30 protein-coding genes, 2 tRNA genes and 1 riboswitch are annotated in these 24,109 nt (G+C 67.5%); of the genes, 26 read left to right on the forward strand and 6 right to left on the reverse strand.

The genetic code is table 11. The features are described from left to right. The first annotated feature begins 73 nt into the window (after positions 1-73). The 16 genes from OHA25_RS25905 to OHA25_RS25980 all read left to right on the forward strand — a co-directional run bounded on the left by OHA25_RS25905 (position 74) and on the right by OHA25_RS25980 (position 11,403). The gene (locus OHA25_RS25905) at positions 74-811 is read left to right on the forward strand and encodes an FtsK/SpoIIIE domain-containing protein (RefSeq protein WP_327590092.1); all 738 of its coding nucleotides are present in this window, start codon (positions 74-76) and stop codon (positions 809-811) included. A gap of 167 nt (positions 812-978) precedes the next feature. Next, positions 979-1,152: a hypothetical protein gene (locus OHA25_RS25910; protein WP_327590093.1), complete on the forward strand. Its 174-nt coding sequence runs from the start codon at positions 979-981 to the stop codon at positions 1,150-1,152. After that, positions 1,142-1,342: a hypothetical protein gene (locus OHA25_RS25915; RefSeq protein ID WP_327590094.1), complete on the forward strand. Its 201-nt coding sequence runs from the start codon at positions 1,142-1,144 to the stop codon at positions 1,340-1,342. Before OHA25_RS25910 ends, OHA25_RS25915 begins: the two co-directional genes overlap by 11 nt. After that, positions 1,339-1,707, forward strand: a complete 369-nt coding sequence (locus OHA25_RS25920; protein WP_327590095.1) for a hypothetical protein — start codon at positions 1,339-1,341, stop codon at positions 1,705-1,707. The genes OHA25_RS25915 and OHA25_RS25920 overlap by 4 nt, the downstream gene beginning before the upstream one ends. A 94-nt stretch (positions 1,708-1,801) precedes the next feature. Beyond that, positions 1,802-2,161, forward strand: coding sequence for an RRQRL motif-containing zinc-binding protein (locus OHA25_RS25925; RefSeq protein ID WP_327590096.1), 360 nt, complete (start codon positions 1,802-1,804; stop codon positions 2,159-2,161). Beyond that, entirely contained in the window at positions 2,158-2,415 is a 258-nt protein-coding gene (locus OHA25_RS25930) for a hypothetical protein (protein WP_327590097.1), read from the forward strand. The genes OHA25_RS25925 and OHA25_RS25930 overlap by 4 nt, the downstream gene beginning before the upstream one ends. Next, positions 2,412-2,903 carry a hypothetical protein gene (locus tag OHA25_RS25935; RefSeq protein ID WP_327590098.1) on the forward strand — a complete coding sequence of 164 codons (492 nt, stop codon included), beginning with the start codon at positions 2,412-2,414 and terminating at the stop codon, positions 2,901-2,903. Before OHA25_RS25930 ends, OHA25_RS25935 begins: the two co-directional genes overlap by 4 nt. Further along, a complete protein-coding gene (locus OHA25_RS25940; RefSeq protein WP_327590099.1) occupies positions 2,887-3,480 on the forward strand; it encodes a DUF2637 domain-containing protein in 594 nt (197 codons plus the stop codon). The genes OHA25_RS25935 and OHA25_RS25940 overlap by 17 nt, the downstream gene beginning before the upstream one ends. Before the next feature lie 3 nt (positions 3,481-3,483). Beyond that, positions 3,484-5,109 carry a replication initiator gene (locus OHA25_RS25945; protein ID WP_327590100.1) on the forward strand — a complete coding sequence of 542 codons (1,626 nt, stop codon included), beginning with the start codon at positions 3,484-3,486 and terminating at the stop codon, positions 5,107-5,109. 30 nt (positions 5,110-5,139) lie between these two features. Beyond that, a complete protein-coding gene (locus OHA25_RS25950; protein WP_327590101.1) occupies positions 5,140-5,355 on the forward strand; it encodes a helix-turn-helix domain-containing protein in 216 nt (71 codons plus the stop codon). After that, a complete protein-coding gene (locus OHA25_RS25955) occupies positions 5,355-6,014 on the forward strand; it encodes a hypothetical protein (RefSeq protein WP_327590102.1) in 660 nt (219 codons plus the stop codon). The genes OHA25_RS25950 and OHA25_RS25955 overlap by 1 nt, the downstream gene beginning before the upstream one ends. Positions 6,015-6,390: 376 nt before the next feature. Next, positions 6,391-7,359 (forward strand): copper transporter, encoded by a 969-nt coding sequence (locus OHA25_RS25960; RefSeq protein WP_327586887.1) that lies wholly within the window; start codon positions 6,391-6,393, stop codon positions 7,357-7,359. 241 nt (positions 7,360-7,600) lie between these two features. Then, positions 7,601-8,236: a helix-turn-helix domain-containing protein gene (locus OHA25_RS25965; protein ID WP_327586888.1), complete on the forward strand. Its 636-nt coding sequence runs from the start codon at positions 7,601-7,603 to the stop codon at positions 8,234-8,236. A 55-nt stretch (positions 8,237-8,291) separates the two neighbouring features. Then, entirely contained in the window at positions 8,292-9,722 is a 1,431-nt protein-coding gene (locus OHA25_RS25970; RefSeq protein WP_327586889.1) for a DDE-type integrase/transposase/recombinase, read from the forward strand. Positions 9,723-9,907: 185 nt separating this feature from the next. Further along, complete coding sequence (locus OHA25_RS25975) at positions 9,908-10,723, forward strand: ExeA family protein (protein ID WP_327586890.1); 816 nt, start codon at positions 9,908-9,910, stop codon at positions 10,721-10,723. A 71-nt stretch (positions 10,724-10,794) separates the two neighbouring features. Then, positions 10,795-11,403, forward strand: coding sequence for a site-specific integrase (locus OHA25_RS25980; RefSeq protein ID WP_327590103.1), 609 nt, complete (start codon positions 10,795-10,797; stop codon positions 11,401-11,403). An 84-nt stretch (positions 11,404-11,487) separates the two neighbouring features. Here OHA25_RS25980 and OHA25_RS25985 read toward each other — a convergent pair. Further along, positions 11,488-11,561: transfer RNA gene (locus OHA25_RS25985), tRNA-Pro, on the reverse strand. An 89-nt stretch (positions 11,562-11,650) separates the two neighbouring features. On the opposite strand from OHA25_RS25985, the gene OHA25_RS25990 reads away from it, so the two are divergent. Further along, positions 11,651-11,724: transfer RNA gene (locus OHA25_RS25990), tRNA-Gly, on the forward strand. On the opposite strand, the gene OHA25_RS25995 is transcribed toward OHA25_RS25990, so the two are convergent. Then, positions 11,693-12,070: a hypothetical protein gene (locus OHA25_RS25995; RefSeq protein ID WP_327590104.1), complete on the reverse strand. Its 378-nt coding sequence runs from the start codon at positions 12,068-12,070 to the stop codon at positions 11,693-11,695. The genes OHA25_RS25990 and OHA25_RS25995 overlap by 32 nt on opposite strands. 76 nt (positions 12,071-12,146) lie before the next feature. Here OHA25_RS25995 and OHA25_RS26000 point away from each other — a divergent pair, with 76 nt between their 5' ends. Continuing rightward, positions 12,147-12,800 carry a uridine kinase gene (locus OHA25_RS26000; protein WP_327590105.1) on the forward strand — a complete coding sequence of 218 codons (654 nt, stop codon included), beginning with the start codon at positions 12,147-12,149 and terminating at the stop codon, positions 12,798-12,800. Between the two features lie 86 nt (positions 12,801-12,886). Next, complete coding sequence (locus OHA25_RS26005) at positions 12,887-14,197, forward strand: TrpB-like pyridoxal phosphate-dependent enzyme (RefSeq protein WP_327590106.1); 1,311 nt, start codon at positions 12,887-12,889, stop codon at positions 14,195-14,197. Between the two features lie 36 nt (positions 14,198-14,233). Here OHA25_RS26005 and OHA25_RS61495 read toward each other — a convergent pair whose 3' ends face one another. Continuing rightward, complete coding sequence (locus OHA25_RS61495) at positions 14,234-14,311, reverse strand: 50S ribosomal protein bL37 (protein WP_371825749.1); 78 nt, start codon at positions 14,309-14,311, stop codon at positions 14,234-14,236. Between the two features lie 146 nt (positions 14,312-14,457). Between OHA25_RS61495 and OHA25_RS26010 the strand changes: the two genes are divergently transcribed. From OHA25_RS26010 to OHA25_RS26025, 4 genes are all read left to right on the forward strand, one after another. Beyond that, positions 14,458-15,237 (forward strand): DeoR/GlpR family DNA-binding transcription regulator, encoded by a 780-nt coding sequence (locus tag OHA25_RS26010; RefSeq protein WP_327590107.1) that lies wholly within the window; start codon positions 14,458-14,460, stop codon positions 15,235-15,237. Then, positions 15,234-16,307, forward strand: a complete 1,074-nt coding sequence (galT, locus tag OHA25_RS26015; protein ID WP_327590108.1) for a galactose-1-phosphate uridylyltransferase — start codon at positions 15,234-15,236, stop codon at positions 16,305-16,307. Before OHA25_RS26010 ends, galT begins: the two co-directional genes overlap by 4 nt. Positions 16,308-16,375: 68 nt before the next feature. Next, a riboswitch (cyclic di-AMP (ydaO/yuaA leader) is annotated at positions 16,376-16,512 on the forward strand. A gap of 6 nt (positions 16,513-16,518) precedes the next feature. Next, complete coding sequence (locus OHA25_RS26020; RefSeq protein ID WP_327590109.1) at positions 16,519-17,508, forward strand: coiled-coil domain-containing protein; 990 nt, start codon at positions 16,519-16,521, stop codon at positions 17,506-17,508. A 36-nt stretch (positions 17,509-17,544) separates the two neighbouring features. Then, a complete protein-coding gene (locus OHA25_RS26025; protein WP_305915146.1) occupies positions 17,545-18,045 on the forward strand; it encodes a DinB family protein in 501 nt (166 codons plus the stop codon). Between the two features lie 21 nt (positions 18,046-18,066). Here OHA25_RS26025 and OHA25_RS26030 read toward each other — a convergent pair whose 3' ends face one another. The 3 genes from OHA25_RS26030 to OHA25_RS26040 all read right to left on the reverse strand — a co-directional run bounded on the left by OHA25_RS26030 (position 18,067) and on the right by OHA25_RS26040 (position 20,269). After that, the gene (locus OHA25_RS26030; RefSeq protein ID WP_327590110.1) at positions 18,067-19,008 is read right to left on the reverse strand and encodes a VOC family protein; all 942 of its coding nucleotides are present in this window, start codon (positions 19,006-19,008) and stop codon (positions 18,067-18,069) included. Then, positions 18,998-19,693 carry a TetR/AcrR family transcriptional regulator gene (locus OHA25_RS26035; RefSeq protein WP_327590111.1) on the reverse strand — a complete coding sequence of 232 codons (696 nt, stop codon included), beginning with the start codon at positions 19,691-19,693 and terminating at the stop codon, positions 18,998-19,000. Before OHA25_RS26035 ends, OHA25_RS26030 begins: the two co-directional genes overlap by 11 nt. A 96-nt stretch (positions 19,694-19,789) precedes the next feature. Beyond that, on the reverse strand, positions 19,790-20,269 hold the full coding sequence (locus OHA25_RS26040; protein ID WP_327590112.1) for an ATP-binding protein: 480 nt from the start codon (positions 20,267-20,269) through the stop codon (positions 19,790-19,792). 233 nt (positions 20,270-20,502) lie between these two features. On the opposite strand from OHA25_RS26040, the gene OHA25_RS26045 reads away from it, so the two are divergent. From OHA25_RS26045 to OHA25_RS26055, 3 genes are all read left to right on the forward strand, one after another. Beyond that, on the forward strand, positions 20,503-21,369 hold the full coding sequence (locus OHA25_RS26045) for a helix-turn-helix domain-containing protein (RefSeq protein ID WP_305915142.1): 867 nt from the start codon (positions 20,503-20,505) through the stop codon (positions 21,367-21,369). 168 nt (positions 21,370-21,537) lie between these two features. After that, complete coding sequence (gene tig, locus OHA25_RS26050; protein WP_327590113.1) at positions 21,538-22,914, forward strand: trigger factor; 1,377 nt, start codon at positions 21,538-21,540, stop codon at positions 22,912-22,914. Positions 22,915-23,469: 555 nt separating this feature from the next. Next, positions 23,470-24,102 (forward strand): ClpP family protease, encoded by a 633-nt coding sequence (locus OHA25_RS26055; RefSeq protein ID WP_305915717.1) that lies wholly within the window; start codon positions 23,470-23,472, stop codon positions 24,100-24,102. Positions 24,103-24,109 lie beyond the last annotated feature (7 nt).

Consider the following 24,109-nt stretch of genomic DNA (forward strand, 5'->3'; position numbering starts at 1 on the left):
AGAAGCCCCTTGTTTTGCCCCTCCCGGTAGCACTTCACATCGCGCCTTCAGACACGTAAGAGGTGACGCTGCCATGCACGCGGCTCTTCCCGAACTCCCGGACACGATCCCGGTAGCGCCGTCCATGTCCATGTTCGACCCGGTGTTCATCGGGATCGACGAATTCGGCAACCCGGTCTACCTCGACCTGGTCTACCACAACCTGCTGGACGCCGGAGAACCCGGCGGCGGCAAATCCGTACTGATCCAAAACCTCGTCGGGCACGCCTTCCTGTGCCACGACTTCACCCCGGTCCTGCTCGACCCCAAATGGGTCGAACTGGGGATGTGGATGGAAGCCGCCGAAGCAACCGGCGGCGTCTTCGTCGGCCCCGACATCGACAAGGGCCTTCGCGTCCTTAGGCGCCTGCAAAAGGTGATGGACCGACGCTACTCCTGGCTGCTGGCGAACGGCCGCCGCAAGTTCCTGCCGAGCGACCTCATCAAAGTCATCGGCATCTTCATCGACGAACTCGCCTACTACACCGCCACCACCGGCACACCCGAGCAGCAGAAAGAGTTCATCGCCCTCGTCCGCGACCTGGTCGCCCGAGGCCGAGCCTGCGCCATGCCGGTCATCGCCGCCACCCAGCGCCCCAGCGTGGACATCATCCCCACCTCGCTACGCGATCTGTTCGGTTACCGGGCAGCCTTCCGCTGCACCACCCCCAACAGCTCCGACATCATCCTCGGCCACGGCTGGGCCTTGGCCGGATTCAACGCCCAAGCCATCAGCCCGGAAACCCCCGGGTGTCTTCTACCTCATCGCTGAAGGCGGCATCCCCCATTTGGTCAAAGCCGCCTACCTGACCGACGCGCAGATCCACCAGCTCGTCGACTACGTCACCTGGATCCGCCGCAACGGCGATCCGGACCCCATACAACTCGCCGCTTGAACGGAGAACCACCATGCCCCATGACCACGACACGGTCCCGGCCTTGAGTGAGGTGCCCTGGCCCGACCAGGCACCTCACGACCTGGAGGTGCTCGCCCTGTGCTGCGTCGAGTGCAGCAATGACACCTTCATCGAAATCACCATCACCACCGACCGAGGCCGCGAAAGTGCCCTGGAATGCACCTGGTGCCGGGAGGTGTACATCAATGACCGCTGACTCCACCGCTGCGATCACCTGGCTGGAAAGCCCGGAAATCATCGGCCACACCCGCTGGTACGACGAACTCAGCCGCCCTTGCACCTGGCTCCTGCCGATGTTCTGGCTCAAGAACGACATCGGCGAGAACACGATCGCGATGACCGTGCCGGCCTCTGCCTACGACGACCCCCACTGGAGGCCGCTGTGATCCACAAGGCCTACCACGCCAACGGCAGCCCGGACCTTCGCAACTGGATGGTCCAGTGCGACAACCGCTGCTCCAACATGATCCCCATCCTGAACGCGACACAATCCGGCTGGCTCATCGGCAGACGCGAAAACTCGCGCTGCTACTGCCCCGCCTGCGCCGAGGTGCTCGCTATGTGCCTGATCTCCTGGATCGTGGCCTGCCCGGTCTGCGGCTCTCCGCAACTCACCCTCGGCACCGACAGCCACGGCACCGCTGAATTCGTCCTGTGCGACGGAGAGTGCCGCTCCACTTATCTGGCCGCCGACGGCTGGCACTGCGCCTGCTGCGGCGACCCCATCACCCTGCCTGACGGCACTGACTGACACACGCAAGCGAGGGCCGGACCTCTCGCCAAAGATCTCCGGCCCCCGCCTCTCAAGTCCACTCCCAGCGACCAAGCAAAGGAGCAGAACTGTCATGCACTCTATTCCCGCGTCGGCTGCCCGGATACCGCAGCTCGACCGGCTCAACGCCACCCCCGGTACTCGCGTCGTCTTCTACGACCCCACCGGCAGCCAATATGGCCTGCCCACCTACCCCTGGAAGTGGGCCCCCAAGCACCTGAAGACCCGACGCCAACTTGCCGCCCTCGGCCTGCGCCCCGGCGGACAAGCCCCCGTCGCCAAGATCCTGTGGCGCAAAGGCGGCCGCGTCGCCTACCTCTACGACATCACCCGTGCGCTACCCAAGCGCAAGCCCACCAGCAAGCAGCTCGACGCCCTCGGCAAAGCCCTGCGCGCTCGTCGCACCAAGCAGAGCGAGCGGAGCGCATCGTGAGCCGCTCCATCGAAAACCCCGACTACGCCGCCTTCCTCAAGCGCATCATCCGCGCCTACACCAAGCGCATCGCCGAAGGCGACATCGAAGCCCTCGCCGACCTCACAGGCGTCGTCGCCGAACTCGACCACGCCATTGCCCAAGCCGTCACCCAGCTCCGTGCCGAGCACGGCTACTCCTGGGCCGATATCGCCCGCCCCCTCGGCGTCACCCGCCAGGCCGCTCAACAGCGTTGGGGTGGTGAGTCCACATGAGCTCCAGCGGAACCGTCTACCTGCTGCACTTCGACCGAGCGTACAAACACGCCCGCCACTACATCGGCTGGACGCCGGGAGACCTGACCCGGCGACTCCGCCAGCACCGCAACGGCACCGGCGCCCGTCTACTGCAAGTCATCACCGCCGAAGGCATCGACTTCGCCGTCGCCCGCGTCTGGACCGGCGGACGCAACCTCGAACGCTCCCTGAAGAACCGAGGCGGAGCCTCACGATCCTGCCCACTGTGCGGCATCACTCCACGCGTCAGCGGCTGGGAGCTGGCCGACAACGACCATGCGGCACCGGCAGCCACCACCACGCCCTACGCGATCAACCTGGTGTCTGCCACCTGCACATGCAACCGGATCATCACCGTTGCCGCCAACCTGCTCGCCACAGCCTCCTTCACCTGTGCCGAGTGCCACCAACCCGTCGTCCCACTTAGTCGCGACGCACAGGGAGAACACCATGCCCTCACCGTCTAACCGAGCCGAACGCATCGAATCGAGCGTCCAGCTCCTCATCCTGCTCCTCGTCGGCCTCATGGCCGGAGCAGCCTCCTTCACCCACGTCCACGACTGGACCATGGCCAACAGCCCCGAAGGAACCGGCGAATGGTTCGGCTGGGCCAACGCCGTCATCTCCGAACTCACCCCCACCGCCTCCGGCCTGGAAGTCCGACGCCGCAAGCGGAACGGCCAACGCACCGTCTACCCGATGATCGTTCTCATCGCCTCGGCCATCCTGTCCGTCGCGGCACAGATCGCTGTCGCCAAACCCCACCCCACCGGATGGCTGATCGCCGCCATCCCTGCACTGGCCTTCCTCGCCCTTACCAAGCTGGTGCTCTCACGCACCCCCACCACTGAACCGGCGACACTCCAAGCGGCCACCGCACCCGAACCCGATCCTGAGCCGGAAACCACGCCTCAACCTGCGGTAACGTCCCTCGGCCACGAGCGCCAGGACTACGCGCACACCGACGACCGTACTCGCCAGGAGCGGACCCCGGCCTTGCCGGTCTTGCACTTGCCCACTCACGTCCTGGAAGGACAGCACTAACCCATGCCTATCCAGCTCGACACCGCTTCGGCGCTGGCTCTCACCCCCGGGACCGCTTCCCCGGCCCCGGGCGTGGGGGCGAACACCGAACCCCACCTGTTCAGCCCCTTCGTGCACGAACCTCGCCAGCACGTCCGCACCGCCCTGGAACGCGTCGCACGCCCCGACTACCCTGCCTGGCTCCGCCACGTCGAATCAGCTGCCAGCTGCACGAATCCGATCCGCCTCCACGGCAGTCTCGCCACCGTCAACACCCACACTGGCGAGATCCTCGCCCACCGGCACACCTCCTCCCTGCCGGACGGCGTCATTTATAAGGCCTGCGGCAATCGACGCCACACCGTCTGCCCCGCCTGCGCCACCACCTACCAACACGACGCCTACCACCTGGTACGCGCCGGACTCGTCGGCGGCAAAACCGTCCCCGACAGCGTCCGCACCCACCCGGCCGTCTTCGCCACCCTCACCGCCCCCTCCTTCGGCCTCGTCCACACCCGCGACGTACGCCACTGCACCTGCCGGGACAAAACCCGCTGCATCTGCCGAGCGGCCCCCTGCCACGCCCGCCGCGACGCCCCGAGCTGTCCCCACGGAACTCCGCTGGTCTGCTGGCAACGCCACGCCGCTGGTGACGAGCAGCTTGGCCGGCCCCTCTGCGCCGACTGCTACGACCACGCCCACCACGTCGTCTGGAACCACCACGCCGGAGAACTCTGGCGCCGCACCAAACAACACGCCGAACGCCACCTCAACCAGCTCGCTCGGCAACGCGGCCTGACCAAAATTCGGCTCTCCCACGGCAAAGCCGCCGAATACCAAGCACGCGGCGCGGTCCACTTCCACATCCTGCTCCGCCTGGACGGCATCGACCCCGACAACCCCGACGCCATCACTGCACCCCCGGACGGCATCACCGCTGACGACATCATCGCCGCCGTCACCCTGGCCGCCACCACCATCGCCTACACCACTGATTCCCACCCCACCCGCCTCGATGGCTGGCCCATTGCCTGGGGTGGCCAATACGAGATCCGACCCATCACCCTGTCGGCTTCCGGCGACGCCCTCGACGACCAGGCCGTGGCCGCCTACCTTGCCAAGTACTCCACCAAAGGCACCGAAGCCACCGGCCACACTTCCCGGCGACTCACCCTCGACACCATCGACCTGTACGCCAGCCCCCACGGCACTCACCCTGAACGCCTCATTGCCGCCGCCTGGACCCTCGGCCAAACACCCGAATGGGCCGGATTGCGCAGGTGGGCCCATATGCTCGGCTTCGGCGGACACTTCCTCACCAAAGCCCGCCGCTACTCGATCACCTTCGGCTCCATCCGCGAAGAACGAGCCGCCTACAAACGCGCACAAGCCCTCAACGACGGCCACCCAAGGCCAGAGGGACACCCCGAAACAACGCGATTCCACCGTCAAGCAAACCTTGACACCAAAACCGAGGAAACCACTCTCGTCATCGGGTTCCTCACCTACGCAGGCACCGGCTGGCACACGACCGGTGACCAACTCCTCGCCAACACGGCAGCGGCGCAAGCCCGCGAACGCACCCGAGCAGGACGCGAAGAACTCGCCTACGAACAGGCACGCAGTTTGTCCACACCGCTCGCCGCCTGACCAACCTCAGAACGCGAACGGACTACCACCATGCCCACCAACGGCAAGACCGTCCACTACCCGGGCCAAGCGCTCTACGACGTCAACGAAACTGGCGTCGTCCTGCGCCTGTCCCGGCGTTACCTCTACCAAGAGATCCGCGCCGGACGCCTGCGCACCGTCAAGGCCGGACGTGCCCGACGCGTCCCGGCCGACGCCATCGCCGAGTACATCAAGCTCCTGGAGCAGGAAGCGCAGGCGGCCTGATGCCCAAGCAACGCGCACACGGCGACGGCGGGCTGTACTGGAGCGAAACCCGCCAGCGATGGATCGCCGAAATCACCATCGGCTACACCCCGGCAGGCCGACGCATCACCCGCAAAGCCGCCGGACGAACCAAGACCGAAGCCAAGACCAAACTCAAGGAGGTTCTACGTGATCACGAGGACGGCCTTGCGATCGCACCCAGCGACTACACCGTGGAACGAGCCGTGAATGACTGGCTGGCCTACGGGCTCAGTGGACGCGACGAGGACACGATCAAGCTCTACACCAACATCTGCCGTCTTCACGTCGTCCCGGCGCTGGGCAAGCGCAAGCTTCGGGATCTCCGCGCCGATGATGTCGACAAATGGCTCGCCAGCAAGTCCGGCAGTTTGAGCACCCGGACGCTGCAGATTATGCACTCATGCCTGAATAGGGCCATCAAGCGAGCCATGGCGCGCGACAAGGTGAAGCGGAACGTGGTCGAATTGTGCAGCGTGCCCACCGGTACGGCGGGACGGCCTTCGAAGGCACTCACTTTCGCGCAAGCGGAAGCCGTACTCACTGCCGCAGAAGGCACCCGCATGCACGCCTACATGTTCCGCGCCACGCTGCATGAGGACGTAGTGGGGTTGTCGGTCGCTGATGGTGTTGATCAGTGACCGAGGGGTGGGTTGGGCGTGTCCGGTTTCGTGTGCGACGCCATCGTGAGCACGACCGCCCGCGTCTGAACTCGTGATCATGGTTTCAGTCGGGTGGCTTGGGCTTTGGGTTGCTCATGGCGCTCAGGGCCGCATGTCCCCGAGGCGTATTCCAGGGGTGTGCTATGCCCGACGGTGCGAGGTGTGGTGGACGGTTGCCGACCGGATCGACCGGGACACGGTTGCCGTTCCCGTCACCGTGGGGGCGTGAGAAATCCTGGCGTTCAACAAGTCGGGATGATCCCATTTCTATAGGCTCGCAAGACATGACGAAACCCTCCGGCCGCTCTGCCTTGATGGCCCAACTCGCTGCCACTTGCCGATCGGATTCCTCGGATTGATCGATTTCCGGTATCACATCGCCTCCATCGTCTCGATCTTCCTTGCGCTGACGGTGGGCATCGTGCTCGGCACCTCACTGCTCCAGGAACCGGCACTCAAGACGACCCAGGACCTCACGGCACAGCTGGCCACGACGAAGGAGGAACTGCGCACTCAGATCAAAGCGCTGGAGCGCCTCCAAGCGGAGAATGACGCGTTCATCGCCGCCGCGACGCCAGAGCGAGTAGCCGAGTTGCTCAGGGGTGAGCGGGTCCTACTCATGGAGGCGCCGGATGCGAACCCCGCCGAGCGCGAGGCGATCCTGGACACGCTCATACAGGCCGGCGCCGACTACGCCGGCCAGGTCACGCTCAAGGACGCGTACGTTGACCAACAGCGTCTCGACCAGCTCGGCATGCTGGTCAACAGACTCATGCCGGTCGACATGCCCACCGATACCGCAGCCACCCCCTATGAGAAGGCTGCCATGCTGCTCGGCGCCGCGCTCATGACCAACGACCCCGCTCAAGCGGGAACTCTCAACAAGGAAAACCCCACAGTGCTCGACGAGTTCGAGCGGGCTGGACTGCTCAGCATCGACCGGGAGCCGGGCAAACGCGCGACGATCGCCGTCATGATCCCTCCCGAGGATCCGTACGAAGGCGAGCACGCCGAGGCGCAGGCCAGCGCACTCGTCTCGCTGGCAGCCAGGCTCGACGCAGCGAGCCGAGGCACCGTACTCGCTGGCGGCAACACCGCCACCCTCCCTGGCGGCCTCATCGCTGCCTTGCGCGACAAGAACGAGACCATCAAGCACATCACTACCGTCGACACCGCCGATACCCCGTTGGGGCGTATCACGGTCGTCTACGCCCTGCGAGAGCAGCTGACCGGACGGGCCGGCCATTACGGCACGGGCCCCGGAGCTTCGTCATTCCCGCTCACGACGCCCTCGAAGGCATCGACCCCATCGCCTCACCGGTAAGGGATTGCACCATCACCGAATCGAGATCAACGATCGGGATGTGACACGAGCATTGAGATCCCGGGTGAAGGCTGCGGGTTGGTGACGGTAGGAGATCAATCGGATCGTCCTGGTTGATCGTCGGGGAGGCCGGCCGTCACGGTGACCGTGTTCTGAGTGACGTGAGTCACATGGCAACGGCCCTCCCGGTATCGATTGGCAGCGAGCTCGGAAGGGCCGTGCGTGCGTGCCCGGAGGCACCTTGATCACGGTAGAGGTCGACGCGGCTGAGGTCGAGCGGCGATTACGAGCAGGTGAGATCACGTGCCCGTCGTGCGCTGGCGTGCTGACCGGGTGGGGCTTCGGGCGTCGGCGCCGGCTGCGGAGTATGGGCGAGGCGCTGATCGAGATCAGGCCGCGGCGGACGCGATGCGGCTCGTGCGCGCGGACGCACGTGTTGCTGCCGGTCACGGGGTTGCTGCGGCGAGCTGACGGGGTCGAGGTGATCGGGGCCGCATTGGAGGCGAAGGCCCGTGGCACAGGGCATCGCCGGATCGCCGCCGACCTGGGCCGTCCGCCGTCGACGGTTCGAGGCTGGCTGCGACGCTTCGCCGCGTCGGCCGGGCGGGTGCGGGCCGCCTTCACCACGGTGCTGGTGCGGGTGGCGGGCAGCACGCAACTGGTCCTTCCCGCGGCGGCGCCGACCGCGTTCGCCGACGCGGTGGCCGCCGTCGTCGCCTTGTCCATGGCCGTGGGGCGGCGCTTCGCCAAGGGCTTCTTCGTCAACGCGTTGTCCCCATGGCTGGTGGCCTGCGCGGCGACCGGCGGCCGTCTGCTGGCGCCGCCCGGGCGAGGCGAGTTGATCAACACGAGTGCGCTCTTGGGAGCGATGATGTGAGCGCGGCACGATTCCCGGTGATCTTTGTTGTCGATCATCGAGGAGTGGTGCGAGGGTGTCGAAGGCCGATGAGGAAGCGCGTCGGCGAGCCGAGCGCGCCCAGAAGGTGGGGCTGTGGCGATATCAGCTCATCCGGGAGGCCGCTGATCCGGAGCTGACGACCAGGCAGCGGGGCCGGCTGGTGCGGGCGCTGGCCGACAGCACGCGCGAGGGCCCGTTCGGGGAGCCGATGCTGGTGTCGCGGGGGACGATCGATCGGTGGATCCGCGATTGGCGGGAGGGCGGGTTCGAGGCGCTGGTCCCGCATCCGCGTAACGTGACGCCGCGCACGCCGGAGCAGGTGCTGAACCTGGCGGCGGCGTTGAAGCGGGAGAAGCCGGAGCGGACCGCGGCGCAGATCGTGCGGATCTTGCGGTCCACCTCGGGCTGGTCGCCGTCGGCGCGGACGCTGATCCGGCACTTCGACCGGCTCGAGCTCAACACCCGCCCGGACGGCCAGGCCCCGCGCGCGTTCGGCCGGTTCGAGGCCGACCACCCAAATGATCTTTGGACCGGGGATGCGCTACACGGCCCCAAAATCGCAGGTCGAAAGACGTTTCTCTTCGCGTTCATCGACGACCACAGCCGCCTGGTCGTCGGTCATCGGTGGGGCTATTTCGAAGACACCGTCCGCCTGGCCGCCGCGCTTCGCCCGGCGCTCGCGGCGCGCGGCGTCCCGCAGATGATCTACTTCGATAACGGCAGCGCGATGGTCGATGCCGCGGTGAAGCGAGCCGCGGCCCGCCTCGGCATCAAGATCGCGCATTCGGCGCCGGGCCGGCCGGAAGGCCGGGGGAAGATCGAGCGGTGGTTCGGCGAGGTCAGGCGCCAGTTCCTGGTCGAGATCGCTGGTGACGGGGAGACGTCGGGGACGAAGGTCACCAGCCTGACCGAGCTGAACCGGCTGTTCACGGCCTGGGTGGAGACCGCCTATCACCGGCGGATCCACTCCGAGACCGGTCAGACACCCCTGCAGCGCTGGATGGCCGGTTGCGCGGACGCGCCGTTCCCGACCCCGACCCCGGCGGCGCTGACCGAGGCGTTCAAGTGGAGCGAACGCCGGCAGGTCCGCAAGACCAGCACGGTTCAGCTGTTCTCCAACTTCTACGAGGTCGACGCGTCCTTGATTGGCCGCACCGTTGAGCTGGTCTTCGACCCGTTTGATCTGAACATGGTGGAGGTCCGCTGGAACGGCAGGCCGCAGGGGATGGCGATCCCGCAGGCCATCACCCGCAACGCCCACCCCAAGGCCAAACCCGAGATGCCCGCGGCTCCCGAGCCGGCATCGACCGGCATCGACTACCTGCGGCTGCTGGAGACCAGCCACGACCAGCAGGTGGCCACCGGCATCAACTACGCCGCCCTGATCGACCCTGCTCAGCAGGCCTCTGACCAGGGCAGCGGTCACGATGTTGACGAAGAACACCCGGGCGATGACGCGCAATGACCGGCCAGGTCGACACCCAGCTCGGCCTCGACCCCGGCAGCGATCCTGCACCTGATCCCGGCCCGCAGCCTCTTGACCGACCTGCCCCGCAGGCCGGCACTCCGGTCCTGCCGACCCCAGTACCTGACCCCTCCAGCGCCCGCTCTGCCCGGTCTCGGCGGCGAGAAAGTGACGACGACTCTCCCATGATGGACAAGCTCCAGGGCTACTTCGGCCTATCGAAGACCCCGTTCGGGCGGGGCCTGGCCCCCGCCATGCTGCACCGCCATGCAGCCCACTCCGAAGCCATCGCCCGCATCGCCTGGTGCGTCGCCGAACGAGCATTGGGCGTGGTCACCGGCGAAGTGGGAGTCGGTAAGACCGCCGCGACCAGGGCCGCGATCTTCGGTCTCGACCCGGCCCGGCACCTCGTCATCTACCTCGGCAACCCCGACGTCGGAGTACGCGGCATCCACACGGCCATCGTCACTGCCCTGGGCGGTGTCCCCAAGAACCAGAAGGCCACCCTGATCCCCCAGGCCAGCGACATGCTGGCGACCGAGCAAGCAGAGCGGGGCCGCACACCCGTGCTCGTGATCGACGAGGCGCACATGCTGGCCCACGATCAGCTCGAATCGGTGCGTATGTTGACGAACTTCGACATGGACAGTTCCTCTCCGTTCGCCACGCTGCTGATCGGCCAGCCCACGCTCAAACGCAAGATCAAGCTCGGGGTGCTGGCCGCCCTCGACCAGCGCATCTCCGTCCGCTACCACATGACCGGGATGACGATCGAGGAGACCGCCGACTACGTCCGGCACCACATGACCCTGGCCGGCCGCTCCGACCCGCTCTTCAGCGACGACGCCATCGCTCTCATCCACGAAACCGCCCGCGGCTATCCCCGCTCGGTCAACAACCTCGGACGGCTGTCCCTGCTGGCCACCTACGCCGCCGGCAAGACCATTGTCGACGAATCCGCCGCCCGCACCGCCGTCAACGAATCCGCCGCGCCAGAGTGAGCATCACCACGCCAGCTTGAACACCACGACCCCGCCCGAGCACCCTCGGTGGGGTCGTTCCACATCTGGCCATGCTCAACGCCGGTGTCACTTTCATCAACATCTTGAGTGACCGCGCACACTACATCGTGCTCTCGCTCCTCACGGGAGCACGCACCGAGGAACTACGGCCCCTCACATGGGATCACGTAGATCTCGACGGGGATCCTCAAGCCACTCCGCTGGTTCCGCCCTACATGGCGGTCTGGAGATCTGTACGGGCTGGTGGTGACACCAAGACCCCCAGGTCTCGACGGACGCTCGCGCTGCCTACGAAGTGTGTCGAGGTGCTGACCGAGCACCGCGCTCGCCAACAGCAGGCTCAAGGGGATTCATGGTCAGACAGCGGTCTGGTCTTCCCCTCGGAGAACGGCACCGAACTGGATGCCTCCAATGTCCGGCGCGCGTTCCGCGCTGTCATCAAGAAGGCCAAGGGACTGGACCCCAAGGAGTGGACTCCTCGTGAGCTGCGGCATAGTTTCGTGTCGCTGCTCTCCGACAACGGCCTACCGCTGGAAGAGATCTCTCGCTTGGTGGGCCACAGCAGCACGGCGACGACTGAAGCGGTCTACCGCATGCAGATCCGGCCTGTGGTCCAGTCCGGAGCTGTGGCTATGGATCGCATTTTCGGCGCGTCGTAGGCGCTGCCTGCGGACATGTCACTCAGTTTGTCACTCAGAAGGCCCCTTCCGATCTTGGAGGGGGCCTTCCTGCTGGTCCTGAAGTCGGGGCGACAGGATTTGAACCTGCGACTTCTTGCTCCCAAAGCAAGCGCGCTGCCAAGCTGCGCCACGCCCCGTCTCGTCGAGTGCGCATGCGCTCCGGGACTCCGGTACGCTTACGCCCTGACGACCGGATGAAGTCTAGACCAGAGTTCGACCGGTTCGCGCGGACGTAGCTCAATGGTAGAGCCCTAGTCTTCCAAACTAGCTACGCGGGTTCGATTCCCGTCGTCCGCTCCAAGCACCAAAAGGCCAGGTCAGCCGCATGAGGCGACCTGGCCTTCGTGTTCTCCGCAATTTCTTCAGAGATCGACGGGATCAGCCCCCTCGTCTGCTCGATCACCAGAATCCAGGCGCGCCGCTTACGCACCACGAAGCGGACCCGATCCCCGTTTCGCAACACGATCGCCAGGCCGTTCGGGACGATCCCGAGGGTGTTGACCGGCGCGGTCGACACGATCTCCTCGATGGGCCACGCCCAGACGCCCCTCTGGGCGTTCACCGCATGCGAACGGAACACGAGCGACCGGCTCGTCAGCCACAGACGGCCGCCCACCGCCTCAGGCCCCGCCCACAGGTTCGCCATCCATGCGCACATCCTCAGCGCATCAGGAGCACGCCTTCAAGGCTGCCGCGAGATCGGCGATCGTAAGCTAGGGACGATGCGTGCGCGACCGATCTCCCGTGACGTCCTCATCGAGGAACTGGCCCAGCTCATCTCCGCGCGGCCGGGGGAGGAATGGGTGCGGGTGGCCGTGGACGGGGCGCCCGCCGCGCGTCCTCAGACGCTCGCTGACGACCTCGTGGCGCCGCTCCGGTCGCGGGGGCGGCCCGTGCTGCGGGTGTCGGCGGGCGACTTCCTGCGGCCCGCGTCGCTGCGCCTGGAGCACGGCAGGACCGATCCCGACGCCTTCTACGAGGACTGGCTCGACGTGAAGGGCCTGCGGAGGGAAGTGCTCGAGCCGCTGGAGGCCGGGGGATCGGGGCGGGTGCTGCGGGCGCTGTGGGACAGCCGGGTGGACCGGGCGTACCGGGAGCCGTACCAGGAGCTGCCCCAGGGCGGCGTGGTGCTGGTCGACGGGACGTTGCTGCTGGGACGGGGGCTCGCGTTCGACGTCAGCGTGCACGTGTGGCTGTCGGCGGGGGCTCTGGAGCGGGGGACACCTGAGGAGGAGCGGTGGCGGCTGCCCGCGTACGAGCGATATGAGCATGAGGTCCGCCCGCAGCAGGCGGCGGACGTAGTGGTGAGGGCCGATCATCCGGATCGGCTCGCCGTCCTGGTCCTCGGCGACCGAGCACGGCCCGGCGGCTCGTAGCACGGCCCAGCAGCTCGTAGCCCCGCCCGTCGGCCCGGCGCGCTGGGATGCTGGAATGCCGCGCGTTCCCGGCGCAGACTGGGGCGATGATCCCCAGCAACTGGTACAACATCGTTCCCGACCTGCCCGCTCCGCCGCCTCCACCACTGCATCCCGGCACCAGGCAGCCCATCGGGCCGGACGATCTGACTCCGCTCTTCCCCATGGAGCTGATCGCGCAGGAGGTCAGCGGGGAGCGGTTCGTCGCGATCCCGCAGGAGGTGCTCGACGTCTACCGGCTCTGGCGGCCGACGCCGCTGATCCGGGCGCGGCGCCTGGAGAAGGCGCTCGGCACGCCGGCGAGGATCTACTACAAGTACGAGGGCGGCTCGCCCGCGGGCTCGCACAAGCCGAACACGGCCGTGCCGCAGGCCTACTACAACGCGCGCGAGGGCGTACGGCTGCTCACCACCGAGACGGGCGCCGGGCAATGGGGATCGGCGCTGGCGTTCGCCTGTTCCCAGTTCGACGTCGAATGCCAGATCTGGATGGTCCGCGCCTCCTACGACCAGAAGCCGTACCGCCGCTCCCTCATGCAGGTGTACGGCGCCACCGTGCACGCCAGCCCGTCCTCCGTGACGGGCGCGGGCAGCAAGGTGCTGGCCGACCACCCCGACTCCCCGGGCAGCCTGGGCATCGCCATCAGCGAGGCCGTCGAGGTGGCCGCGGCGACCCCCGACGCCCGCTACGCGCTCGGTTCGGTGCTCAACCACGTGCTCATGCACCAGACGGTGATCGGCGAGGAGGCGCTCGAGCAGCTTCCCGAGATGCCCGACCTGGTCATCGGCTGCACGGGAGGCGGCTCCAACTTCGCCGGCCTGACCTTCCCGTTCCTGCGGGAGAAGCTGGCGGGACGGATCTCGACCGTGTTCCGTGCGGTCGAGCCCGCCGCCTGCCCGTCGTTCACCCGCGGCGTCTACGCCTATGACTTCGGCGACACTGCCGGGCTCACGCCGCTGCTCAAGATGCACACGCTGGGGCATTCGTTCGTGCCTGACCCGATCCACGCGGGCGGCCTGCGGTACCACGGCATGTCGCCGCTGTTGTCGCACATGTACGAGCTGGGCCTGTTCGAGGCCGTCACCCGATCCCAGAGCGAATGCTTCGAGGCCGGCGTGCGTTTCGCCAGGACGGAGGGCATCGTGCCCGCTCCTGAGCCCACGCACGCGCTCGCCGAGACCATCGCCGAGGCGCTGCGCTGCAAGGAAAGCGGCGAGGAGAAGGTCATCCTCACCGCGCTCTGCGGCCACGGGCACTTCGACCTGGCCGCCTACGATCGTCATCTGGCCGGGCAACTGGAGGACTACACCCTCCCGCAGGACCGCATTGACCAGGCCCTCACCGAACTACCGGGGTGAAATCGGGTGGCCGCCGGGCAGAGGCGGCCACCCGGGTCAGCGTGCGGTGGGCCGCTTGCCGTGGTTAGCCTTCTTCTTCTTGCGTGCTTTGCCCTTGCGTGCGCGCTTGGCCATACGCTCGCCTCCGATGATCGGGTGCTACGGCATTGATCCCTCACCGTCTCTCGCCTGCGCCAACCAGGCAAGCGACGCCACCCGACCTAACATTCCCCGAACTAATCCGTGTCATAATTTGGTGGAATCTGTTGGAAGGAGGAGGCGTGCTCGCACAGCAGCGTCAGCAGGCGATCCTCGAGCGCGTACGCAGCGACGGCGGTGTCCGGGTGGCCGATCTCGTCCGCGAGCTCGGCGTCTCCGACATGACCATCCGCCGCGACCTCGAGGTGCTGGCCGAGCGGGGCCTGCTGGAAAAGGTGCACGGCGGCGCGACCGCCCTCGGCCCGGGATCGACCGAGGAGCCGGGCTTCACCGCGAAGTCCGCCCGCCAGCAGCAGGAGAAGCAGGCCATCGCGCGCTGCGCGGCGCAACTGGTGCGCCCCGGCACCGCTGTGGCGCTGTCCGCGGGCACCACCACCTGGGCGCTGGCGCACCACCTGATCGGTGTGCCCGAGCTCACGGTGATCACGAACTCCATCCCCGTCGCCGACGTTTTCCACCGCAATCCGCGCGCCGACCGCACGGTGGTGCTGACCGGCGGCGTACGCACGCCATCGGACGCCTTAGTGGGCCCGGTGGCCGTGGCCGCCATCCGCCGCCTGCACGTGGACACGCTCTTCCTCGGCGTGCACGGGATGAGCGTGCGGGCCGGGTTCACCACGCCCAACCTGCTCGAGTCCGAGACCGACAGGGAGCTGGTGGCGGCCGCCAACCGCCTGGTCGTCCCGGCCGACCACACCAAGTGGAACACGGTGGGCATCAGCACCATCGCCGAGCTGAGCGAGGCCGACGTGGTCATCAGCGACCCGGGGCTGCCGGAGGAAGCACGTACGCATCTGGCCGAAACGGCCGGGGAACTGATCATCGCGGAGGGCTCGCTTTGAAGCGCACCATCACCAACCTGGCCGACGGCCGAGAGCTGATCTACTTCGACCGGCGGGACGACGCCGACAGGAGCGCGATCGACCGGCGGTCGCTGGACCCCCGGCCGGTGGCCTCTGAGCTGCGCTACGACCCGCTGACCGAGGAGTGGATCGCGATCGCGGGGCACCGGCAGACGCGGACGCACCAGCCGACCGGCACGGCGGCCGAGTGCCCGCTGTGCCCGTCGTCGGAGACGCGCTCGACGGAGATCCCGGCGTACGACTACGACGTGGTGGTGTTCGAGAACCGCTTCCCCTCTTTTGCCGAAAATATCGGGACTTATGGGGAAGTGGGCGGGCTGAGTGAGGTCCGTCCGGCCGTGGGCCGCTGTGAGGTGGTCTGCTTCACCTCCGAGCACTCCTCGTCCTTCTCCCGGTTGTCTGACGCCCAGGTCGAGCTGGTCATGGAGGCATGGGCCGACCGCACGGCCGAACTGTCCGCCATCGAGGGCGTGGAGCAGGTCTTCTGCTTCGAGAACCGGGGCTCGGAGATCGGCATCACGCTCGCGCACCCGCACGGCCAGATCTACGCCTATCCGTACGTCACCCCGCGGACCAAGCTGCAGCTGGGCGCCGCCTCTCGCTACAAGGGAAACCTGTTCGCCGACGTGCTGGCCGCCGAGCGCGCCGCCGGCACGCGGGTGGTGGCGGCCAACGAGCTGTGGACGGCTTTCGTGCCCGCCGCCGCGCGCTGGCCGTTCGAGGTGCACCTCTACCCGCACCGGCAGGTGCCCGACCTTGCGGCGCTGACGGAGGCGGAGCGCGCCGCGTTCGCGCCGCTGTACACGTCGGTGCTGAAGGCGTTCGACGGGCTGTTCGGGGTCGTGATGCCGTACATCGCGGCCTGGCACCAGGCGCCGGTACGGAAGGGCCGTGAGCTGGCTTACCTGCACCTGGAGCTGTTCACCATCAGGCGGGCGCCGGAGAAGCTGAAGTATCTGGCGGGGTCGGAGTCGGCGATGGGGGCCTTCGTCAACGACGTGCTGCCGGAGGAGGCCGCACGCATGCTTCGATCACGAGTAGATCACTAATAGATTTCTACTTAAGGTCGCATGACTCGGGATCTACCACTAATATCCCGATAAGCACCGGCCGTAACGGCCGGTGCCCGCCTAATCCCGGGCGAGTTGCCCGGGAGCCGGGGACCCATCGCACGTGGGGTGAATCCACTTCGGTGGTAGGGATCTCCCATGCCCGAACCCGTCAGCTAACCCGGCCGGCAGAGGGAGAGGAAACATCTACGTGGCGGCTGCCCTGATTCGCTCGGGAGCTCCGCTCCCTTCGCCGTCCCTCGCGAGTCTTGCCATCAGCCTCATCACCGCCGCCGCCGTCGCCTTCTTCCCGGCGACCTCGGCGTCGGCGGCCCCCAAACCGACGGAGTCCGAGCTCCGCGCCCAGCTCAAGCAGCTCAACAGCAAGGTCGACAAGCTCATCGAGCAGTACAACCTCAAGCGCGTCGAGCTGGCCAAGGCCCAGCAGGCCGCCAAGACGGCCAATGAGCGCCTCGCCACCGCGGAGCAGACGCTGGCCGCGGCCGAGCAGCGGGTCGCCGAGATCGCCCGGCTTCGCTACCAGAACGGCAACCCCCCGGTGCCGGGTTTCATGCTGCCCGCGAGCGGCGGCAGCGCGGCCGTGCTCAACCAGCTCACCGTCGAACAGCAGGCCTTCGTGCAGGGCGTGGCCAAGGCCCGCGACGACAAGGAGAAGGCGGCCAAGGACGCCGCCGCGCTGGCGTCCGAGATCCGCGGGGACGCGGCCCAGGTGGACAAGCAGCGTGACGAGGCCGAGGACGTCATCGAGGACATCAAGAAGAAGCTCCAGGACCTCGTGCCGTACGGCACCGGCCGCAAATCCGACGGCAGCTGGGCTCCCGAGCTTCCCTCCGGCTCCGACAACATCACTCCCCGCACCCGGCTCATGCGCGAGCAGGTGGGCAAGAACTTCTCGCTGCCGTACACGGTGGGCTGCTTCCGCTCGGGCTCCGGCGGCGAGCACCCGCTCGGACGCGCCTGCGACTTCATGATGAGCACCGGAGGCTCGATGCCGTCGGCCGCGAACCTCGCGCTGGGCGACCGGATCGCGGAGTGGGCGATCAAGAACATGGACAAGCTCGGCATCAAGTACGTGATCTGGAAGCAGCGCATCAACCACGGCTCGGGCTGGAGCGGAATGTCGGACCGCGGCAGCATCACCGAGAACCACTTCGACCACGTGCACATCTCCATGCACTGAAAGCCGCACACCAGGCCGAAGGTAAAGTCAGGGCTCATGATCGACTCCCGCACCCCACCACCCCTCACCGGCGACGAGCTGACGGTGCTCAACAACTGGCTCGAATGGCACCGCGCCACCCTCGCCGTCAAATGCGCGGGCCTGTCGGACGAGCAGTTGCGCCTGCGCTCGGCCCCGCCCTCGACCCTGTCCCTCCTCGGCCTGGTCAGGCACATGGCGCACGTCGAACGCTCCTGGTTCCGCCGCGTGCTGAACGGCGAGGACATCCCCAAGCTGTGGGACAAGGACCGCGACAACGACGCCGACTTCAACGACGTCGACACCGCCTCGGCCGAGGAGGCGTTCGCCACGTGGCAGGACGAGATCGAGCGCGCCCGCGCCATCTCGGCCGCCACGCCGCTGGACGCCGTCGGCGACCGCAACGGTCGGGACTGCACGCACCGCTGGATCCTCGTCCACATGATCGAGGAGTACGCCCGCCACAACGGTCACGCCGATCTTCTACGCGAGCGTATCGACGGCGTTACCGGCGAATAACGGTCCCCTGCCGCTCCGCCATCATCCCTGACGGAAGACGATCGCGGTGCCGAGCGCCTCGCGGGCGGGCACGAAGATCTCGCCCGCGGCGGTCTCACCGACCGTCATCCCGGCCTCGCCCAGGAACCGCCCGGTGGCCGCGACGTCCCGCACCGCCACCGCGTACGCCGCGAACCCGGGCAGCGCCACCGCACTCTCGCCCGGCAACAGCACGTCCAGCCCGGACGCGCCGACCAGAGTGATGCGAGCACCGCCGTCGCCGAGCGCGAACGTCCGCACGAGCCCGTCCCGCGATGCCGTACGTCCCACATAACGCTCATAGCGCCGCTCGGCCTCGTCCAGCTCGTCGTCGGCCACGCACAACACGCATTCGACCAGCTCGACCGCGCCATTGGGATGGTCGGCGGCCTCATGCGCGGAGGCGTTCTCCGCCAGCCCGACCCGTCCCTCCGGCACGAGCCCCGGCCCGGAGCCGTCGATCTCCAGCCACCGGACGGGATCCATCCGCACCCCGTCCGCCGTCTCGATCGGCCGCTGGGCCGCCTGCACCCCGCCGTGCCCGACGCCGCCGGCCGTCAGCCGGGCGGCGGCGCCGTCGATGCCGAGTGCGTCGAACATCAGGATGTGCACACCCTCGAAGCGCCGCAGGCACGCTTCCAGGTTGGCAGCCGTGCCGCGGACGGCCTCCTTGAGCGCGGGCAGCCGCTCCGCGGGCGCCCGCAGCGGGATCAGCCGCGCGTCGCCGGGAACCCGCCCCGCCCCGGCGACGGTGACCAGCTCGAGGAAGCCGCCGGTGAGGTACGCGTGCGTATTGCCCACCCCGACCGGCTCGGGCGGCTCGCCCACCACCGGGTACGCGGGCCCCGGCAGCGCGAACCCCATCCGCCGGTATCGCTCGAGCGCCTGCCCCATGTCATGCACCACGTGTCCCACGTGGTGCAGCCCACGGATGTCATGTCCCATCGCCGCCTCCATAAGCCGCGTCACGGAAGTCACGGGAGAGCCCTTCGAAGATCTCGATCACCCGCTCGGCCGCCGGCGCGCAGTCGGGCAGCGGCTCCGGCTCGAACGTCCTGCGCAACGTGTCGGCCAGGACGCCGGCCTTCTCCTCCAGGCCGAGCGTGACCTCGGCCGGCAGCAGCGGCTCGACGGCGAAGAACCCGAACACGATCGTCGGCAGCGGATAGTCCAGGTCCTCGGGCCGCAGCCCCTTCCGCAGCAACCCGTGCCGGGCGAGCACGCCCAGGTAGTCCCGCGAGGCGAGCAGCTTGGCGCCCTCGAGCGGTTTCCTGGCCGGGCTGGCGAGGAACTTGTCGAGCATCTCGGCGTCCCTGGTGAAGATCGCCCGCAGCACCGGCCGCCGCATCGCCTCCAGGAAGAACCGGCGCATGTACCGGTGCAGCGCGATCTCGTCGGGATCCGCCCGCATGCCCGCGACGACCGCCTCCAGCATGGCCACCGCCTCCCTGGCGCCGACCGCGAAGAACAACTGCTCGCGGGTACGCCAGTGCAGGTAGATCGTGCCCTTGCCCACCCCGGCGCGTTTGGCGATCTCGTCGATCGTCACTCGCCGGTATCCCCAGCGCAGCAGCAGCTCCTTGGCCGCGTCGAGGATCCGGTCAGCCCGCCCGCGGTGCTCGGCATCCACAAAGGCCTCCTCGTGACTGTTGACCGATGACCAATTTAGCACTCTGGTCACGAGAGAGAACGCGGAGACGTCGTACCAGGTGATCTAAAGGTTGGGTCAGGATTCCGTGCGGAACAGCGCCCAGACGGCCTTGCCGCCGCGAGCCAGGGGGTCCCAGCCCCAGCACTGGCTGTACGTTTCGACGATGTAAAGGCCGCGCCCGTTCTCGGAGATGAAATCCGGCTCCTTGGGCCGCGGCACCTCGTCGCTGGGGTCGGCCACCGCGAGCAGCACGTGCGGCGCGACCCGCATGAGCAGCAGCTCGATCTCCCGCCGCCCGGCCGCGTACATCGCGTACCTGACGGCGTTGGTCACCAGCTCCGACACCACGAGCGCGGCGTCGTCGCTCAGGTCGTGCAGTCCCCAGCCCTGCAGTGTGGAGCGGGTCACGTCCCTGGCGGTCTTCACAGAGTCGGCCTGAAAGGGCAACGGGCACGCGGTGGTGTACGGCTTGCCGCCGCCCGAGAGCAGATGGTCGAAGCCCACTTCGCGGGTGATCTGCAGGCAATCGGCAGTGGCCAGAGGATCCTCCACCATGCCGCCGATACCTCCCCGTTCAGCCTTGGTTAGTGCATGTTTGGCCCAATATGCACTAAGCCATCATGGGTCACGACCGCTGCGGCTGCAAGACCCAAATGCACGTGCAGCTGCAATGTGCAATAGCAAACACCGTTTTTGGGCATAGATCCCGGAATCGGACACGAGGTTGAGACCTTGTCATTCAAGGCGATGTGGTGTCACTGTGTGTGCGGACCTTGATAGGAGGCAAAGTGACGCAGAACCAGCCGGGTTCCGGGCCGACGGCGCTGCGCATCCTCCTGGGCTCCCAGCTGCGCAAGCTCAGGGAAGCGAAGAACGTCACTCGTGAGGAGGCCGGCCACCTCATCCGTGGCTCGGAATCCAAGATCAGCCGCATGGAGCTGGGCCGAGTGGGGTTCAAAGAACGCGACGTGGCCGACCTGCTGACTCTGTACGGGGTCGTGGACCAGCAGGCCCGCTCCGCCGTGCTCGACCTGGTCGCCACCGCCAACGAGCCGGGTTGGTGGCACCGGTTCAACGATGTCCTGCCCACGTGGTTCCAGGCGTACGTCGGCCTCGAAGAGGCGGCCGCCAGGATCAGGACCTACGAAGTCCAGTTCGTGCCGGGACTGTTGCAGACCAAAGAGTACGCAAGGGCTGTGGTGACCGCCGGTGCGGCGGGCATTGGGGCTGAGGAGATCGCCAGGAGGGTCGATCTCCGGCTGGAGCGCCAGAGGATCTTGGACAAGCCGGACGGGCCGGTCTTCTGGGCGGTGATCGACGAGGCCGCGCTCCGGCGGCCGATCGGCGGAACCGAGGTGATGAGGGCCCAGCTGGAGCACCTCATCGACCTCATGCGCCAGCAGAACATCACGATCCAGATCATGCCGTTCAGTTTCGGCGGTCACAGTGCCGAGGGCGGGGCGTTCAGCATCTTGCGCTTCCCCGATCCCGACCTGCCCGACGTCGTGTACGTCGAGCAGCTCGCCAGCGCGCTCTACCTGGACAAGCGTGAGGATGTGGACCGATACACCGAGGTGATGGAGCGGCTGTGTGCCGTGAGCACCACCCCCGATGAGACGATCGAGCTACTGCGGACGATCTCGGAGGAGTTCTGACGGCGGCGGGCGTCGTTGTTGGGTGTGCATCTGCCCTAGACTGGACCATCGGCGTTGGATGCGGCCGTGGCAGAGCATGCCCCAACACCGCACATGTGGGCGCGGCGCGTGGGCCGTACCGATGGACGCGCCCGCGATCACTCGTAGCTTGATCAAGGAGACCATTCCGTGAAGACCGCTGTCGAGGAGCTCAGCCCCACGCGGGTCAAGCTCACTGTCGAGGTGCCGTTCGACGAGCTGCGCCCGAGCATGGATGCGGCATACAAGAAGGTCGCGCAGCAGGTGCGCGTCCCCGGGTTCCGGCCTGGCAAGGTTCCGGCCCGCATCATCGAGCAGCGCTTCGGCCGGGCGGTAGTGCTGGAGGAGACCCTCAACGACGCGGTGCCCAAGCTGTACGGCCAGGCCGTCGACGAGGTCGACGTCTTCCCCGTCAGCCAGCCCGACATCGAGGTCACGAAGATCGAAGACGGTGAGCAGATCGAGTTCACCGCCGAGGTCGACATCCGGCCCAACTTCGAGGTGCCCGACTACGCCGGCATCGAGATCACGGTCGACTCCGCCGAGGTTTCCGACGAGGACGTCGACACGCAGCTCGACGCGCTGCGCCAGCGCTTCGCGACGCTGACCGGCGTCGAGCGCCCGGCCGCCAATGGCGACTTCGTCGTCATGGACCTGCGCGCCGAGATCGACGGCACGAACATCGAGGAGCAGCAGGCCAGCGAGGTCTCCTACGAGGTCGGCGCCGGCTCCGTGCTGCAGGGCCTCGACACCGCGCTCGAGGGCATGTCCGCAGGCGAGGAGAAGAGCTTCAAGACCGAGCTGGTCGGAGGCGAGAACGCCGGCGAGGAAGCCGACGTGATCATCACCGTCAAGTCGGTCAAGGAGAAGGTCCTGCCGGAGCTGGACGACGAGTTCGCCCAGCTGGCCAGCGAGTTCGACACGCTCGACGAGCTCAAGGCCAGCATCCGCGAGCAGGCCCGCCGCAACAAGCTCATCGACCAGGTCGTGCAGGCCCGGGAGAAGTCGCTCGACGCGCTGCTCGAGCAGATCGACATCCCGCTGCCGGACAGCGCGCTCAAGGCCGAGGTCGACGCCCGCAAGCACAACCTCGACCACCAGGTGGCCGAGAGCGGCCTGAGCCGCGACGCCTTCTTCCGCCTCTACCAGACGACGGAAGAGGAGCGCTTCGACGAGTTCGAGAAGAACTCCGCCCGCGCGCTCAAGGTCGGCTTCGTGCTCGACAAGATCGTCAAGGCTGAGGAGCTGGGCGTCTCCGAGCAGGAGCTGACCAACTTCGTGGTGCGCCGCGCCATGGAGATGGGCGTCCAGCCCAACGAGCTGGCCAAGCACCTGGCCGACAACGACCAGCTCACGCTGGCCATGGTCGAGATCGTCCGCGACAAGGCCAAGTCCGTGATCGGCGACGCCGCCAAGATCGTGGACACCGAGGGCAACGACGTCGACCTCAAGGCGATCTACACCGAGATCAACGGTGAAGAGCCTGCTCAGGAAGAGGCCGAGGCCGAGGACAAGCCCGAGGCGTAAGCTCCCGCCCTTCGCTGGGCAACACGAAGCCCCTGGATCGAATCGGTCCGGGGGCTTCGACGTTCCGGCGCCCCCCGCCACCGCTACGGGGGATGCTTCCGCCCTTTCCCGCGCCCCCGCCACCGCTGCGGGCGATGCTTCCGCCCCTTCCGCGCCCGCACACGACCCGCGGGCACCGTGGCTGCCAGGGACGGCCCGGCCGCCAGGCGAGGCCGTCGCGCTGCGGGGACGCCGCCGGCGCGGTCGGCCTGCCGTCGACAGGTCGTCGTGGCTACGGGACGTCTCCCAGGCGACGCTGGGGGCGCTCAGAAGGCCCATGAGGAGCGCCAAGGGCGCGAGGCCCTCCTCGACCGGCCACCGCCTCCTGGTCGGCGAGGACCGCCGTCTGAGGGCTGCCAGGGGTGGGCTCCGGCTGGATGGCCCGGACACCCGGGCGCAAGGCCCCGAACATGCGCCGTCAGCGAACAGTACGGGGGACCGGGCATGACCTGTGGGCGGCGCGCGTTAAGGTCACAAGCAAAGCCAATCGATTACGACGCATCGGAAGGTGACGCTGTGACCAGCCCGCCGACCTTCTATCAGCCTGAGTCTCGAGGCCGTGAGAACGGCTCCGCCTTCCGGCTTGAAGACCAGCTTTACCAGCGCCTGCTGAGGGAGCGCATCATCGTGCTCGGGCAGGAGGTCAACGACGAGATCGCCAACCGCATCTGCGCCGAGCTGCTGCTCCTTGCGGCCGACGACCCAGAGCGCGACATCACGCTCTACATCAACTCGCCGGGGGGCTCGGTGAGTGCAGGCATGGCGATTTACGACATGATGGAATACGTGCCGAACGACGTATCGACGGTTGTGATGGGCATGGCGGCCTCGATGGGGCAGTTCCTGCTCACCGCCGGGGCCAGGGGCAAGCGCTTCGGCCTGCCGCACGCCCGTGTCATGATGCACCAGCCGTCCGGCGGCATCGGCGGCACCGCTGCCGACATCGCCATCCAGGCCGAGCAGATGCTCTACGTGAAGAAGACGCTGGCGGAGCGGATCGCCTTCCACACGGGGCAGCCGCTGGACCAGATCGAGGCCGACTCCGACCGGGACCGCTGGTTCACGGCCGAAGAAGCCAAGGACTACGGCTTCATCGACCACGTCGTCCGTAGCGCACGACAGGTGCCCTCACAGGGCCCGGTTTCCTAGGGGGAGC

Origin of the sequence: Nonomuraea sp. NBC_00507, assembly GCF_036013525.1 — a bacterium.
Taxonomy (GTDB): Bacteria; Actinomycetota; Actinomycetes; order Streptosporangiales; family Streptosporangiaceae; genus Nonomuraea.

Excerpts from the sequence above, each read along its gene's own strand:
- OHA25_RS25915 (WP_327590094.1), top strand. The coding sequence starts at position 1,142 with ATGACCGCTGACTCCACCGCTGCGATCACCTGGCTGGAAAGCCCGGAA.
- OHA25_RS25955 (WP_327590102.1), top strand. The coding sequence starts at position 5,355 with ATGCCCAAGCAACGCGCACACGGCGACGGCGGGCTGTACTGGAGCGAA.
- OHA25_RS26025 (WP_305915146.1), top strand. The coding sequence starts at position 17,545 with ATGATCGACTCCCGCACCCCACCACCCCTCACCGGCGACGAGCTGACG.
- OHA25_RS26000 (WP_327590105.1), top strand. The coding sequence starts at position 12,147 with ATGCGTGCGCGACCGATCTCCCGTGACGTCCTCATCGAGGAACTGGCC.
- OHA25_RS25940 (WP_327590099.1), top strand. The coding sequence starts at position 2,887 with ATGCCCTCACCGTCTAACCGAGCCGAACGCATCGAATCGAGCGTCCAG.
- OHA25_RS25980 (WP_327590103.1), top strand. The coding sequence starts at position 10,795 with ATGCTCAACGCCGGTGTCACTTTCATCAACATCTTGAGTGACCGCGCA.
- OHA25_RS25950 (WP_327590101.1), top strand. The coding sequence starts at position 5,140 with ATGCCCACCAACGGCAAGACCGTCCACTACCCGGGCCAAGCGCTCTAC.
- OHA25_RS26030 (WP_327590110.1), bottom strand. The coding sequence starts at position 19,008 with ATGGGACATGACATCCGTGGGCTGCACCACGTGGGACACGTGGTGCAT.
- OHA25_RS25945 (WP_327590100.1), top strand. The coding sequence starts at position 3,484 with ATGCCTATCCAGCTCGACACCGCTTCGGCGCTGGCTCTCACCCCCGGG.
- OHA25_RS25905 (WP_327590092.1), top strand. The coding sequence starts at position 74 with ATGCACGCGGCTCTTCCCGAACTCCCGGACACGATCCCGGTAGCGCCG.
- OHA25_RS25995 (WP_327590104.1), bottom strand. The coding sequence starts at position 12,070 with ATGGCGAACCTGTGGGCGGGGCCTGAGGCGGTGGGCGGCCGTCTGTGG.
- OHA25_RS26040 (WP_327590112.1), bottom strand. The coding sequence starts at position 20,269 with ATGGTGGAGGATCCTCTGGCCACTGCCGATTGCCTGCAGATCACCCGC.
- OHA25_RS26005 (WP_327590106.1), top strand. The coding sequence starts at position 12,887 with ATGATCCCCAGCAACTGGTACAACATCGTTCCCGACCTGCCCGCTCCG.
- OHA25_RS25975 (WP_327586890.1), top strand. The coding sequence starts at position 9,908 with ATGATGGACAAGCTCCAGGGCTACTTCGGCCTATCGAAGACCCCGTTC.
- OHA25_RS25935 (WP_327590098.1), top strand. The coding sequence starts at position 2,412 with ATGAGCTCCAGCGGAACCGTCTACCTGCTGCACTTCGACCGAGCGTAC.
- OHA25_RS25925 (WP_327590096.1), top strand. The coding sequence starts at position 1,802 with ATGCACTCTATTCCCGCGTCGGCTGCCCGGATACCGCAGCTCGACCGG.
- OHA25_RS61495 (WP_371825749.1), bottom strand. The coding sequence starts at position 14,311 with ATGGCCAAGCGCGCACGCAAGGGCAAAGCACGCAAGAAGAAGAAGGCT.